Consider the following 12583-nt stretch of genomic DNA (forward strand, 5'->3'; position numbering starts at 1 on the left):
CCGCCGCGACGCCGGCTTCAGGCGTGCTGCGTCAGAGCAGCCAGGCCACCGCGAACGCCGCGAGCATCGCCAGGGCCAGGCCGAGCTTGGCGGCGGTGCCCAGGACGATGCCCAGCCAGGTGCCGACGCCGACGCGGGTCGCCTGGCGCAGCTCGCGGCCGTGCCAGTACTCCCCGACCAGGGCACCGACGAAGGGGCCGACGAACAGCCCGATCGGCATGAAGAACATGCCGGCGATCCCGCCCAGCACCGATCCCCACAGCGCCTTGCGGCTGGCGCCGACGCGCTGCGCACCGAACGCGGTGGCCAGCAGGTCGACCAGCAGCGACAGCGCGGTGAGCACGCCGAGCACGGTCAGCGTCGGCCAGCCGAGCCGCTGGAAGCCGTCGGCCCAGGCCGCCAGCAGCATCCCGGCGAACATCAGCGGCGTGCCGGGCAGGGCCGGCAGCAGCACCCCTGCCAGCCCGACCAGAACCAGGAGACCGGCACAGACGTAATAGATGAACGCAGGGTCCACGTGGCTCACCGCGGGGGAGATTTGGGGGTTGACAGATGGGGTCTTTTTGCTGATTGCATTTTCATTTTGACCGGGGTAAGTTGCAGCCGCTGCGTTTGCAAAGGTCACCGTGAATCGTGGCCTGATGCGGTAGATCCACCGATCCGCTACATCGTTATACCTCGCTTCCTCCTTGCAACCAGCCGCCGCACCCCACGGCGTACCCACCCCTGAGACGTGTTCCAAGGAGTAAGTCGATCATGAACGGCACTGGCAATCGCGAAAACGGCACCGTGAAGTGGTTCAACGATGCCAAGGGTTTCGGTTTCATCAGCCGCGAAAACGGCGAGGACGTGTTCGTGCACTTCCGGGCGATCCAGACCCAGGGCTTCAAGAGCCTGAAGGAAGGTCAGAAGGTCAGCTTCACCGTGGTGCAGGGCCAGAAGGGCCTGCAGGCCGACGCGGTGCAGCCGCTCTGAGGCGTTGTCGCGCGCCGCGTCGCGCGCAGCAAAAAGGCCCGCACTGCGGGCCTTTTTGCGTTTCGGGGCAGGTCGGCGAGGCCGATCAGCGCGGCACGACGCGCCCGTTGACCACGCGCACGTAGGTGTTCTCGCGCACCCCGGCCAGGTCGCGTTGGTTGACCACGATCACCCGGCCGTCGTCCATCTGCACATGCACGTCGTAGGTATCGCTGGTGACGTTCTTCTGGATCTGGTTGCCGGCGAGTGCGCCAGCCGCCGCGCCGGCCACCGCCGACACGTTCTGGTTGCCCTTACTGCCGCCGGTGTGGTCGGAAATCTCGTGGCCGGCGACCGCGCCGACGATGCCGCCCAGGATCGCGCCCGTGGCCGACGGCGCGGTGCGGCCGGACGGTACGGTGTCGATGCGGGTGACGATGCCGCAGTCGGCGCAGCGGGTCTGGGTGTAACCGCCGCGCGCCGGCTGGCTGTAGCCGCCGCCGTAACCGCCGCCATAGCCCGGGGACGTGGCGCAGCCTGCCAGCGCCAGGGTCGCCACGGCAGCGGTGGCCATCAGTTGAATCTTCATGGGTGCTCTCCTCGACAGTGATGGAGCGCGGCGGCAGCGCCGCGTTCGCACGCATCCTGTCCACCCCTGCGTGAATGAAACGCCAACCCTGGCAGGTGCCGTTCAGCCTCGCGCCGGCTTGCGTCAGCGGCAATTCATCGATACGCGCACTGGCACATGTGCGCTGAAGCCACGCCGACAGCGCAGCGAGGCCTGCGTCGGTCCGTCAGCGAAACCCCTGCAGCAAGCTCGGCGCCGCTCTCAGCGAACGCTCAGCGGAAATCGCGGTGGCAGGCGTCGCAGCGTTCGTCGATCTGCTGGCGCGCCTGCGCCAGCGCGGCGCAGTCGGTCGGCGGCTGTGCCAGCGCCGCGTCCACACCGGCGCGCAGCGCATCGGCGTGCTCGCGGAAGCGGCTGTCGTCGGCCAGGTCGGGAAACGCCGTGCCCAGTTCGTCGCCGAGCAGGCGCAGCGTGCGCAGCCGCGCCTGCGGACCCGCGCCGCTGCATTGCCGGTGCGCGGTGTCGCGTTCGAGCAGCGCCAGTTGCTTGCCCATCACCTGCATCAGGCTGCGCGGGAACGGATCCTGCCGCGCCTGCACCGCGCGCAGCGCCATCACCGTCAGCACCAGGCCGAGCAACAGGCCGGCCAGCAGCACGAACAGATAGCGTGAGGTGGAGGCGGGCGGGGATGAGGGCGGCTTGGCCATGGCAGGCATGCGCAGCGGGATGGAGTGCCGATGGTACGCCTGCGGCGACGCGTCGCGCGCGGGCCGCCAAGCCACGCCGCGAATCCCCAGTCCCCAGTCCCCAATCCCGGCTCCCCAGGCAATCCCCTAAAATGCGCGGATGAACGAACAATGGCGCGAACGCTTCGCCGGCATCGACCGGCTCTACGGGCAAGGCACGATCGCGCGGCTGGCGCAGTGCCGGGTGGCGGTGGTGGGCATGGGCGGGGTCGGCTCGTGGGTGGTCGAGGCGCTGGCGCGCTCGGCCGTCGGGCATCTGACCCTGATCGACGCCGACGACATCTGCGTGTCCAACACCAACCGGCAACTGCCGGCACTGGCCGGTCAGTACGGGCGCAACAAGGCGGTGGCGATGGCCGAGCGCTGCGTGGCGATCAATCCGCAGATCGAGGCGGTGGCGGTCGAGGCCTTCCTCACCCCGACCAACATCGCCGACTTGCTCGATGCCGGCTTCGACCTGGTGATCGATGCCTGCGACAGCTTTCGGGTCAAGGTCGAGACCATCGCCTGGTGCCGGCGGCGCAAGCTGCCGCTGCTGACCGTGGGCTCGGCCGGCGGGCGCACCGATCCGACCCTGGTGCGGATCCGCGACGTGTCGCGCACCGAGCACGACGCCATGCTGGCGCTGATCCGCAAGAAGCTGCGCAGCGAATTCAATTTCCCCAAGAACCCGCAGCGCTATTTCGGCGTGCCGGCGGTGTACTCGCTGGAGAACGTGCGCTATCCGCAGGCCGATGGCAGCGTCTGCGGACTGCGTCCTGTGCTGGGGCCGGATGCGGCCTTGAACCTGGACTGCGGCGCCGGGCTGGGCGCGGCCACCCACATCACCGGTGCGTTCGCCTTCGCCGCGGTCGGCAAGGCGCTGGAGATGCTGTTGAAGCGCGCGGTGGCGCGCGAGGCGGCGGCCGCCTAGCGCGCGCTGGACGGCGGCGGCGCGTCCGGGGCGCGCGTGGCCGCGCCGCTCATCAGGTTGCGCTCGGTGCCGGCCTGCAGGAAGGCCAGCCGTTCCAGGTCGTGCGCCGGCTGCGGCCGGCCGAACAGGAAGCCCTGGAAGTGCCGGCAACCCATGGCCGAAAGCATCTCGCACTGCTGCGCATCCTCGATGCCTTCGGCCAGCGCGACCATGCCCATCACCTCCGAGATCTCCACGATCTTGGCCAGCAGGCGCCGCGAGGACTCGTCGGCCTTGGCGTCGTTGACGAACTGCCGGTCGATCTTGAGCTTGGTGACCGGCAGCGTCCTGAGCATGGCCAGCGACGAGAAGCCGGTGCCGAAATCGTCCAGCGCCCAGCCGATGCCGAACGCCTTGAGTTCGTGCATCTTGGCGCGCACCCCGGCGGTATCCACGTACAGCGCCGATTCGGTCAGCTCGAATTCCAGCGACGCCGGCGCCACGCCCTCGCTGGTGATCACCTGCTTCACCGACGCCACGAAGTTGGGATCGAGCAATTGCACCGGGCTGACGTTCACCGCGACCACCAGCGCACGCAGATCCTGCTCGTGCGACCAGCGCCGCAGCGTGCTGCAGACCTGGCGCAGCACTTCCAGTCCCACGTCCCGGATCAGCTGGCTCTCTTCGGCCAGCGGGATGAATTTGTCCGGGGTCAGCAGCTTGCCGCTGGGATGGCGCCAGCGCACCAGCGCCTCGGCGCCGAGCATGCTGCCGTTCGCGCTCACCTGCGGCTGGTACAGCACCTCGATCTCGCCATTGCCGACTGCACGCGCCAGTTCCCGCTCCAGCGAAATGCGCGCGTTCACGTCGTTGCGGTAGATGTGCAGGATCGCCGCGAGCAGGCCGGCCGCGCAGGCCATGTTGGAGATCGCGCCGAGCCGGCGCATCCCCAGCGGTGGCGAGGACGCCGGCGCCAGCCAGTCCAGTTCGCCCGAACCGAACGCGACGAAGGCGCCCAGGCACGCCAGCGGGAACACCAGCGCGCGGTAGCGGCGGCTGCGGTCGAACACGAACAGCGCGCCGGCCGCCAGCGGCAGGAAGAAGGTGTGCACCGAGCGCGGCACGGTGCCGATCGGCGCATCGATGAACGAGATCACCAGCACCACCACAAACACGCCATGCGCCACCAGCGACAACGAGGCCTCGTCGCAATGGCGGCGGCGGCACAGCGCGAGCAGGCCGACAGCCGTGAGCCCGACGAAGGCGAGCGCCAGTTCCGGCCGGCCGTAGTACAGGTAGCACACGGTCCACAAGGCGCCGAGCGTGGTGCACGAGACTCCGGCCAGGGTCAGGGTGCTGCGCATCTTGCGGCTGCGATTGCTGTCGCGGAATTTCAGGGAGACCCAGCTTTCGCCGTTGGAGACGTGTTTCTCCGAACTCGCGCCGCTTTTCATCGTCGTGGCGCTCGCATGCGCGATGGCTCCGCTCGCGCCGGAGCGGCCGCGGAGGAGGCGATCGCACGCGTGCGCCGCGCGCTGTGGAGAAGCGGGTAGGGGATACGGCTTGCCGGTTGTTTCACGCCAGGATGATCCGATCTGCCAGAACGCGTGCCATCGAGCCGGCCGCCGAGCCTTTTGCTGAGAGCGAACGGGTTCACACTCCGGTGCCTGGCGGACAAAAGATCCGCTCGCCGTTCAGCGCGGTGCACAGTAGCAGAAGCCAGCAGGCGGAGACCCTGTCGAAAGACCGTGATCCGGTAGCCCAGTTCACAGTTTCGTACGAAAGATGCGCGGCAAGCGACGTTCGCGCGGATCGCTGCAGCGTGGAGCTGCGCGTTGACTGGTGTGCCGGTGTGCCGAGCGGCGCTTGCGCGGGGCGCAACCACGCCGGCGAGCGGTGTGCGCTGTGTCTGCGGGACAGTCCTGCGTCAGCCCGGCGCGGCTGTGTCGGGAAGCACGTCGGGCAGGCCGAACAAGCGCTGCGCGTTGGCCGTGGTCTGCGCGGCGATGGAGGCGGCAGGTGCGTCGCGCAGCTCGGCGATGGTGTCCAGCACCGTGCGCAGCCGTGCCGGTTCGTTGCGCTGGCCGCGGATCGCGGCATCGGGCTGGTCCGGCGCATCGGTTTCCAGCAGCAGTTGTTGCAACGGCACCGTGGCGGCGAGCCGGCGCAGGCGCTGCGCCCGTGCGTAGGTGACAGGCCCGCCCAGGCCGATCAGGAAATCCAGCGACTGCAACTGTGCCGCCTGCTCGGCGCTGCCGGCGAAACTGTGCACCACGCCACGCAGGCGCCCGACCTTGCGGATCGCCAGGATCACCGCGTCCACCGCGCGCCGCGCATGCACGATCACCGGCAGGTCGAACTCTCGTGCCAGTTGCAGCTGGCCGGCGAAGTAGCGCTGCTGGTCGGCTTCGTCCAAGCCTTCGACGAAGAAGTCCAGGCCGCATTCGCCGATCGCGCAGGGACGCTCGCGTTCGATCCACTCGCCGAGCAAGGCCAGGTGCTCGGGCCGGTGCTCGGCCAGAAACAGCGGATGCAGGCCATACGCCGGATACAGGCCGGGCGCGGCCGCGCAGACCGCACGCAGCTTCGCCCAGGACGCCGCGGTCACCGCCGGCACCACCTGCGCCTGCACGCCCGCCACCTGCGCGCGCGCGATCACCGCGTCGCGGTCCGGATCGAACTCTTCCGCGTCCAGGTGGCAGTGGCTGTCGATCAACGGCATCGGCGCTCAGCGGCGCACGCGTTGCGCGGTCGAGTTCAGCGGCTCGGTGGCCGGCGCCGGGGTGCGGGTCTTCCAGTTGGCCAGCAGCAGGGTGCCCAGGCCGAACACGATCTCGTCGATGAAGGGCACCGGATCGGGCAGCAGCACGCTCAGCACGAACAGCCCGGCGGTGATCTTGAACAGCGTCGGGTAGCGCAATTTGCCCGCCCAGCGCAGCAGCGGATAGACGATCGGGTTGGGCATGTCAGGTGCTCCGGGGCAGCGGTGGAAACGCTAACAGCTTTGATATGGCGACGTTCCGGGGGCGTTACCAGTCGCGTGTACGCCGCGTTACTGAATAGGGAGCGGATCGGTTCAGCTTCGGCATGGTAATCACAGCACCGTAGACAACGCGGTCAGCCCGCAGGAGAGCACACATGAAAAGCACTACGACAACCGTTCTGGTCGCGGCTGGCGCCTTGCTGGTCGGCGGCGTCGCCACCGCGGCCTTCATGAACAATCGTGACAAACCGGTGGACGTCGCCAGCAGCGACGTGCGCCCGGCCCTGGACAATACCCGCGGCGACAGCGCGATGGACAACAGCGTCGGCGGCAAGCTCGAGTACGCCGACGTGGTCCGGGTCGACCCGATTACCCAGAAGCAGCAGCGCTACGCCGAGGTGATCGGCACCGAGCCGCTGCGCCAGACCTCCACCACCACCACGCCGCGCCAGGTGTGCAACGACGTGGTGGTACAGGAGCGCCTGCCCGAGCGCGACGGCAATGTCGGCGGCACCGTGGTCGGTGCGGTGGTCGGCGGCCTGCTCGGCAACCAGATCGGCCATGGCAACGGCCGCAAGGCCGCGACTGCGGCCGGCGCGGTGGCCGGTGGCTTCATCGGCAACCGCATCGACCAGAACCACGTCGGCGGCCGCGTGGTCGACCGTACCGAGCGCCAGTGCCACACCGAGAACAGCACCGCGCAGTCCTCGACCATCACCGGCTACAACGTGACCTACCGCAACGACGACGGCACCACCGGCACCATGCGCATGGACAGCAAGCCGGGCAGCCGCATCGCCATGGGCACGCAGGACGTGGTCAAGGGCTATGACGTGACCTACCGTTACGACGGCCAGGAAAAGACCGTGCGCATGGACGACCGCCCGAACAGCGACCGCCTGCCGGTGCTGGACGGCCGCCTGGTCACCCAGACCGCCTCGGCCGGCGACGTCGCCGTCAGCCAGCGCTGAGTCGCAGCGCGGTTGCACCTCCGAAGGCCGGCGCGTGCGCCGGCCTTCGTCTATCTGCGGGCGGCGGCGCGGGCGGGACCGATACAATGCGGTTTTCGCCGTGGATGCCGCCATGCCCCTGCCTTGCGACGACCTGTTCAACGTAGCCGCGCTGCTCAGCGAGGAGGAGCGCGCGATCCAGCAGGCGGTGGCGCGCTTCGTCGATGCGAAAGTGCTGCCGGTGATCGGCGACGCCTTCGACCAGGCGCGGTTCCCGCGCGAACTGGTGCCGGAACTGGCGCAACTGGGGCTGCTCGGCGCCAGCCTGCCGGCCGGGCAGGGCGGTGGCGGCCTCAACGCGGTCTGCTACGGCCTGATCTGTCAGGAACTGGAGCGCGGCGACAGCGGCCTGCGCAGTTTTGTCAGTGTGCAGTCCTCGCTGTGCATGTACCCGATCCATGCCTATGGCAGCGACGCGCAACGCCAGCGCTGGTTGCCGGCGATGGCCGCCGGCACGGCGATCGGCTGTTTCGGCCTGACCGAGTCCCAGGGCGGCTCCGACCCGGCGGCGATGCAGACCCGTGCGGTCCGCGACGGCGATGGTTGGCGCCTGAGCGGCAGCAAGATGTGGATCACCAACGGCAGCATCGCCGACGTGGCGATCGTGTGGGCGCAGACCGACGACGGCATCCAGGGTTTCCTGGTCGAGGCCGGTACCCCGGGCTTCGGCACCCAGGACATCGCGCACAAGATGAGCCTGCGTGCCTCGGTGACCTCGGCGCTGTTCTTCGACGATGTGCGCCTGCCCGACAGCCAGCGCCTGCCCGGCGTGCGCGGTCTGAAGGGTCCGCTGGCCTGCCTGACCCAGGCCCGCTACGGCATCAGCTGGGGCGCGATCGGCGCGGCCATCGCCTGCCTGCGCGAGGCGCTGGCCTATGCCGGCGAGCGCATGCTGTTCGGGCGGCCGCTGGCGGCGACGCAGAGCGCGCAGATCAAGCTGGCCGACATGGCACGGCGCATCGCCAGCGCGCAGTTGCTGGCGCTGCAACTGGGCCGGCTCAAGGACGCCGGCACGCTGCAGCCGGCGCAGGTGTCGCTGGCGAAGTGGAACAACGTGCGCATGGCCCTGGACATCGCCCGCGAATGCCGCGACCTGCTCGGCGGAGCCGGCATCACCACCGACTACGGTGCGATCCGGCATGCGCTGAACCTGGAATCGGTGATCACCTACGAGGGCACCGAGACCGTGCACCAACTGGTGGTCGGTCGCGAACTGACCGGCATCAATGCGTTTTGAAGCCATCGCCCGCGGCCGGCCGCGGGCCTGTTCAAAGGAGAACCGACGATGAGCGTCTTCGATGTGCGCGTGGAAACCGAGCGCCTGGTGCTGCGCCCGCCCACTGCCGAGGATTTCGCGGCGTTCTGCGCCTTTTCCGCCGACGCCGAGACCATGCATCACCTTGGCGGCGTGCAGGCGCCATCGGTGGTCTGGCGCAGCCTGACCTCGCTGGTCGGCAGCTGGCAGTTGCAGGGATTTGCGATGTTCTCGGTGATCGAGAAGCGTAGCGGGCAGTGGATCGGCCGGGTCGGTCCCTGGCAGCCGTACGGCTGGCCGGGTCCGGAGGTCGGCTGGGGCATCGCCCGCGCGTTCTGGGGCCAGGGCTATGCGCCGGAGGCGGCCGCGGCGTCGATCGGCTGGGCGTTCGCGCAATTGGGCTGGGCCGAGGTGATCCACACCATCGTGCCGGACAACGCCAACTCCAAGGCGGTGGCGGCCAAGCTAGGCTCGCGCTACCTGCGCCAGGACCGCCTGCCCGAGCCGCTGCAGGCATTAGACGTGGAAGTGTGGGGGCAGTCGCGCGCGCAGTGGCAGGCGCGGGGCTGAGCCACGACGACGGCGGCATTCGACACAGGAGCGGCGCATGGCATCCGAACGTTTTCCCCTGACCGTGTACGGCATGGCGCTGTCCGGCAATTGCTACAAGGTGCGGCTGTTGCTGGACCAGCTCGGCTGCGGCTACCGCTGGGTCGAGGTCGACAGCGCCAACGGCCAGACCCGCACCCCGGCGTTCCTGGCCAAGAATCCCAACGGCAAGGTGCCGCTGCTGGAACGCGAGGACGGGCGCGTGCTGGCCGAATCCAACGCCATCCTGTGCTGGCTGGCCGAGGGCACCGGGTATCTGCCCGCCGATCCCTGGCAGCGCGCGCAGGCGCTGAGCTGGCTGTTCTTCGAGCAGTACAGCCACGAACCCTACGTAGCGGTGGCGCGCTTCGTCTGCGGCTGGACGCCGCCCGACTCGCCGCGCCGTGCCGAACTGCCACGCCTGCGCGAGGGCGCGCTGCGGGCGCTGGCGGTGATGGAGCAGCACCTGCAGGCGCAGGCCTGGTTCACCGGGCCGGCCTACGGCATCGCCGATATCGCGTTGTTCGCCTATACGCATTGCGCCGGCGATGCCGGCATCGCGCTGACCCAGTATCCGGCGCTGTGCGACTGGCTGCAGCGGGTGCGCGCGACGCCGGGTTTCGTGGCGCTGCCGCCGCTGCCGGAGGACGTGCAGGCACGTTTGGCGCAGACCGGGACGTCAACGGCGTTCACCTGACTGCCGCGCGCCGGCGGCTAGCCTGCAGGTCCATTCGGTCAGGAGTAACGCCATGAGCCAGTACCGCATCGCCGTGTTCGTCGGCAGCCTGCGCAAGGAATCGTTCAACCGGCGTCTGGCGCACGCGCTGGAGCGACTTGCGGGCGACCGAGCCCGTTTCGAGTACGTCGAGATCGGCGACCTGCCGCTGTACAACCAGGACCACGACCACGACTATCCGGCACAGGGCCGGCGCCTGAAGACGCAGGTCAGCGGCGCCGACGCGGTGCTGTTCGTCACCCCCGAATACAACCGTTCCATCCCCGGTGTGCTCAAGAACGCCATCGACCTCGGCTCGCGGCCGTACGGCGAGAGCGCCTTCGCCGGCAAGCCGGCCGCGGTGTGCGGCACCTCGCCCGGGGCGATCGGCACCGCTCTGGCGCAACAGCACCTGCGCAACGTGCTGGCTTACCTGGACATGCCGGTGCTGGGGCAGCCGGAGATCTTTCTGCAGTTCAAGGAGGGCCTGATCGCCGAGGACGGCGCGATCGACGACGAGCGCACGCGCAAGTTCCTCGCCGGTTTCGTCGACAAGTTCATCGCCTGGATCGACGAACTGCAGGCCTGAAGCGCCATCGCGGCGCGTGCCGTGGTGCGCGGATGGGGCAGGGCGGCCCTTGTGCGACGCGGTCTCGGCGAGGTTCTCAACCGCTTGTCCCCAGACTTGTCCCCAGCCTCTGGCGAGGCGTGGAGACGCAGGTGCCGCCGCTCAGGCAGGCGCCGTGTGTTGAGCGTCGCCCTAGCCCCGGCCGGGCGCGGCGACTAAAATCGGCGCCCGGGCCGCGGTGAGGCCGCGCCCGGCGCCCGCGCCCCACAGAGAAGACCCAGCCTATGTCCGCCCGTCCCGGCTACCGCGGCGATCGCAAAAGCGAGCGCAGCGAACGCAGCGAGCCGCGTCTCGACCAGTTGCGCGTGCCGCCGCACTCGATCGAGGCCGAACAGGCCGTGCTCGGCGGCCTGATGCTGGCACCGGACGCCTACGACCGGGTCAACGATCAGTTGACCGAAAATGATTTCTACCGGCGCGATCACCAGTTGATCTACCGCGCGATTCGCGAGCTGGCCGAGAAGGGGCGCCCGTTCGACGCGGTGACCCTGGGCGAGTGGTTCGAATCGCAGGGCAAGCTGGAGATGGTCGGCGACGGCGCCTACCTGATCGAACTGGCCAGCACCACGCCCTCGGCCGCCAACATCGTCGCCTACGCCGAGATCGTCCGCGACAAGGCGGTGCTGCGGCAGTTGATCGAGGTCGGCACCACCATCGTCAACGACGGCTTCCAGCCGGAAGGGCGCGAGAGTTCGGAACTGCTGGCGTCGGCGGAAAAGGCGGTGTTCCAGATCGCCGAGGCCGGCGCGCGCGGACGCAGCGACTTCGTGGCGATGCCCGGCGCGTTGAAGGACGCGTTCGAGGAACTGCGCAACCGCTTCGAGAACGGCGGCAACATCACCGGCCTGCCGACCGGCTACAACGACTTCGACGCGATGACCGCCGGCCTGCAGCCGACCGACCTGATCATCCTCGCCGCGCGTCCGGCGATGGGCAAGACCACCTTCGCGCTGAACATCGCCGAATACGCGGCGATCAAGTCGAAGAAGGCGGTGGCGGTGTTCTCGATGGAAATGTCCGCCTCGCAGCTGGCGATGCGCCTGATCTCCTCCAACGGCCGCATCAACGCGCAGCGCCTGCGCACCGGCCAGCTCGAGGACGAGGACTGGGCGCGGGTCACCGGTGCGATCAAGATGCTCAAGGAGACCAAGATCTTCATCGACGACACGCCGGGCGTGTCGCCGGAAGTGCTGCGCTCCAAGGCGCGCCGGCTCAAGCGCGAGCACGACCTGGGCCTGATCGTGATCGACTACCTGCAGCTGATGTCGGTGCCCGGCAACAGCGAGAACCGCGCCACCGAGATCTCGGAGATCTCGCGTTCGCTCAAGGGCCTGGCCAAGGAGTTGGGGGTGCCGGTGATCGCGCTGTCGCAGCTCAACCGCTCGCTGGAAACCCGCACCGACAAGCGCCCGGTGATGGCCGACCTGCGCGAATCGGGCGCGATCGAGCAGGACGCGGACATGATCGTGTTCATCTACCGCGACGACTACTACAACAAGGAAAATTCGCCGGACAAGGGCCTGGCCGAAATCATCATCGGCAAGCACCGCGGCGGCCCGACCGGGTCGTGCAAGCTCAAGTTCTTCGGCGAATACACCCGCTTCGACAATCTCGCCCACGATTCGGTAGGCGCGTTCGAGTAAGCCTGCGCGCTACGCGCACATCATCTTGCTAGTGCGGCGCCCGGTACGTTCCGGGCGCCGGCTTGAGGGCGCGACGCAGCGATCAGTAGGGAATCTCGATCTCGGCGTTGCTGGTGGCGTCGTAGGTGTTGGCGCCGTACTCGGCGTGGTGGGTGCAGACCACGGTGATCTTGCGATAGATGCCGTAGACGAAGTTCGACTTGAAGTGCACGTCGACCAGCGCGCCGTTGCCTTCCTCGTCGTAGTCGGTGGTGTAGCCGTTGCCGATCTGATCGTAGGCGTTGCAGCGCACGTTGATGTAGTTGGCATCGACGCGGTCGTTGTTGGCGTTGGCGAAGCGCGAGTACGCGCGGATCTTCAGGCGCTTGCCGCCGGCCGGACGTCCGTCGGACTCGTAGCCCTGGTTCTGGATCACCCCCTGCAGCGTGTAGACCGGCGTGCTGCCGCCGCCGCCACCGCCGCCGCCGCACTCGATGCCGTTGTCGAGGCTGACCTCGTTCTGTAGCTGGATGGGTTCGGCGGTGCAGGCCATCGCCAGCGGGGCGGCGAGGCTCAGTGCGAGGGTGAGGGCGACTTTTGCGATGCGCTTGTCCATGGATCT

15 protein-coding genes are annotated in these 12583 nt (G+C 68.7%); 8 read left to right on the top strand and 7 right to left on the bottom strand.

All coding sequences use genetic code 11. The annotated features are described in order from the left end of the window. Positions 1–31 precede the first annotated feature (31 nt). Entirely contained in the window at positions 32–517 is a 486-nt protein-coding gene (locus SLW55_RS09310; RefSeq protein ID WP_267106883.1) for a DUF456 domain-containing protein, read from the bottom strand. Positions 518–756: 239 nt separating this feature from the next. Here SLW55_RS09310 and SLW55_RS09315 point away from each other — a divergent pair, with 239 nt between their 5' ends. Beyond that, positions 757–975 carry a cold-shock protein gene (locus SLW55_RS09315; RefSeq protein ID WP_017909030.1) on the top strand — a complete coding sequence of 73 codons (219 nt, stop codon included), beginning with the start codon at positions 757–759 and terminating at the stop codon, positions 973–975. A gap of 85 nt (positions 976–1060) precedes the next feature. Here the strand turns inward: SLW55_RS09315 and SLW55_RS09320 are convergent, their stop codons facing one another. After that, positions 1061–1543 (bottom strand): glycine zipper 2TM domain-containing protein, encoded by a 483-nt coding sequence (locus tag SLW55_RS09320; RefSeq protein WP_017912805.1) that lies wholly within the window; start codon positions 1541–1543, stop codon positions 1061–1063. Between the two features lie 251 nt (positions 1544–1794). Further along, entirely contained in the window at positions 1795–2229 is a 435-nt protein-coding gene (locus SLW55_RS09325; protein ID WP_320740470.1) for a hypothetical protein, read from the bottom strand. Between the two features lie 139 nt (positions 2230–2368). On the opposite strand from SLW55_RS09325, the gene SLW55_RS09330 reads away from it, so the two are divergent. Next, entirely contained in the window at positions 2369–3181 is an 813-nt protein-coding gene (locus SLW55_RS09330) for a tRNA threonylcarbamoyladenosine dehydratase (RefSeq protein ID WP_017912803.1), read from the top strand. On the opposite strand, the gene SLW55_RS09335 is transcribed toward SLW55_RS09330, so the two are convergent. The 3 genes from SLW55_RS09335 to SLW55_RS09345 form a co-directional block, all read right to left on the bottom strand. Further along, the gene (locus SLW55_RS09335; RefSeq protein ID WP_267085532.1) at positions 3178–4614 is read right to left on the bottom strand and encodes an EAL domain-containing protein; all 1437 of its coding nucleotides are present in this window, start codon (positions 4612–4614) and stop codon (positions 3178–3180) included. The two genes, SLW55_RS09330 and SLW55_RS09335, sit on opposite strands and share 4 nt — an antisense overlap. Before the next feature lie 473 nt (positions 4615–5087). Further along, positions 5088–5882, bottom strand: coding sequence for a TatD family hydrolase (locus SLW55_RS09340; RefSeq protein WP_267092411.1), 795 nt, complete (start codon positions 5880–5882; stop codon positions 5088–5090). Between the two features lie 6 nt (positions 5883–5888). Continuing rightward, positions 5889–6125, bottom strand: a complete 237-nt coding sequence (locus SLW55_RS09345) for a DUF6116 family protein (protein ID WP_017912800.1) — start codon at positions 6123–6125, stop codon at positions 5889–5891. Between the two features lie 173 nt (positions 6126–6298). Here SLW55_RS09345 and SLW55_RS09350 point away from each other — a divergent pair, with 173 nt between their 5' ends. From SLW55_RS09350 to SLW55_RS09375, 6 genes are all read left to right on the top strand, one after another. Beyond that, positions 6299–7114: a glycine zipper 2TM domain-containing protein gene (locus SLW55_RS09350; protein ID WP_152235813.1), complete on the top strand. Its 816-nt coding sequence runs from the start codon at positions 6299–6301 to the stop codon at positions 7112–7114. A gap of 100 nt (positions 7115–7214) precedes the next feature. Continuing rightward, positions 7215–8390, top strand: a complete 1176-nt coding sequence (locus SLW55_RS09355; protein WP_193314218.1) for an acyl-CoA dehydrogenase family protein — start codon at positions 7215–7217, stop codon at positions 8388–8390. Between the two features lie 48 nt (positions 8391–8438). Next, a complete protein-coding gene (locus tag SLW55_RS09360) occupies positions 8439–8978 on the top strand; it encodes a GNAT family N-acetyltransferase (protein ID WP_267100476.1) in 540 nt (179 codons plus the stop codon). A gap of 37 nt (positions 8979–9015) precedes the next feature. After that, entirely contained in the window at positions 9016–9693 is a 678-nt protein-coding gene (locus SLW55_RS09365; protein WP_017912796.1) for a glutathione S-transferase family protein, read from the top strand. A gap of 52 nt (positions 9694–9745) precedes the next feature. Then, complete coding sequence (locus tag SLW55_RS09370; RefSeq protein ID WP_017909019.1) at positions 9746–10300, top strand: NADPH-dependent FMN reductase; 555 nt, start codon at positions 9746–9748, stop codon at positions 10298–10300. Between the two features lie 263 nt (positions 10301–10563). After that, the gene (locus SLW55_RS09375; protein WP_017909018.1) at positions 10564–11982 is read left to right on the top strand and encodes a replicative DNA helicase; all 1419 of its coding nucleotides are present in this window, start codon (positions 10564–10566) and stop codon (positions 11980–11982) included. An 82-nt stretch (positions 11983–12064) separates the two neighbouring features. Here the strand turns inward: SLW55_RS09375 and SLW55_RS09380 are convergent, their stop codons facing one another. Then, positions 12065–12577 (bottom strand): hypothetical protein, encoded by a 513-nt coding sequence (locus SLW55_RS09380; protein WP_152243329.1) that lies wholly within the window; start codon positions 12575–12577, stop codon positions 12065–12067. Positions 12578–12583 lie beyond the last annotated feature (6 nt).

Source organism: Xanthomonas sp. LF06-19 (genome assembly GCF_034105425.1).
GTDB classification, from domain to species: domain Bacteria; phylum Pseudomonadota; class Gammaproteobacteria; order Xanthomonadales; family Xanthomonadaceae; genus Xanthomonas_A; species Xanthomonas_A sontii.

Coding starts and splice junctions, on each gene's coding strand:
- SLW55_RS09315 (WP_017909030.1), top strand. CDS start 757: ATGAACGGCACTGGCAATCGCGAAAACGGCACCGTGAAGTGGTTCAAC.
- SLW55_RS09320 (WP_017912805.1), bottom strand. CDS start 1,543: ATGAAGATTCAACTGATGGCCACCGCTGCCGTGGCGACCCTGGCGCTG.
- SLW55_RS09325 (WP_320740470.1), bottom strand. CDS start 2,229: ATGGCCAAGCCGCCCTCATCCCCGCCCGCCTCCACCTCACGCTATCTG.
- SLW55_RS09330 (WP_017912803.1), top strand. CDS start 2,369: ATGAACGAACAATGGCGCGAACGCTTCGCCGGCATCGACCGGCTCTAC.
- SLW55_RS09335 (WP_267085532.1), bottom strand. CDS start 4,614: ATGAAAAGCGGCGCGAGTTCGGAGAAACACGTCTCCAACGGCGAAAGC.
- SLW55_RS09340 (WP_267092411.1), bottom strand. CDS start 5,882: ATGCCGTTGATCGACAGCCACTGCCACCTGGACGCGGAAGAGTTCGAT.
- SLW55_RS09345 (WP_017912800.1), bottom strand. CDS start 6,125: ATGCCCAACCCGATCGTCTATCCGCTGCTGCGCTGGGCGGGCAAATTG.
- SLW55_RS09350 (WP_152235813.1), top strand. CDS start 6,299: ATGAAAAGCACTACGACAACCGTTCTGGTCGCGGCTGGCGCCTTGCTG.
- SLW55_RS09360 (WP_267100476.1), top strand. CDS start 8,439: ATGAGCGTCTTCGATGTGCGCGTGGAAACCGAGCGCCTGGTGCTGCGC.
- SLW55_RS09365 (WP_017912796.1), top strand. CDS start 9,016: ATGGCATCCGAACGTTTTCCCCTGACCGTGTACGGCATGGCGCTGTCC.
- SLW55_RS09370 (WP_017909019.1), top strand. CDS start 9,746: ATGAGCCAGTACCGCATCGCCGTGTTCGTCGGCAGCCTGCGCAAGGAA.
- SLW55_RS09375 (WP_017909018.1), top strand. CDS start 10,564: ATGTCCGCCCGTCCCGGCTACCGCGGCGATCGCAAAAGCGAGCGCAGC.
- SLW55_RS09380 (WP_152243329.1), bottom strand. CDS start 12,577: ATGGACAAGCGCATCGCAAAAGTCGCCCTCACCCTCGCACTGAGCCTC.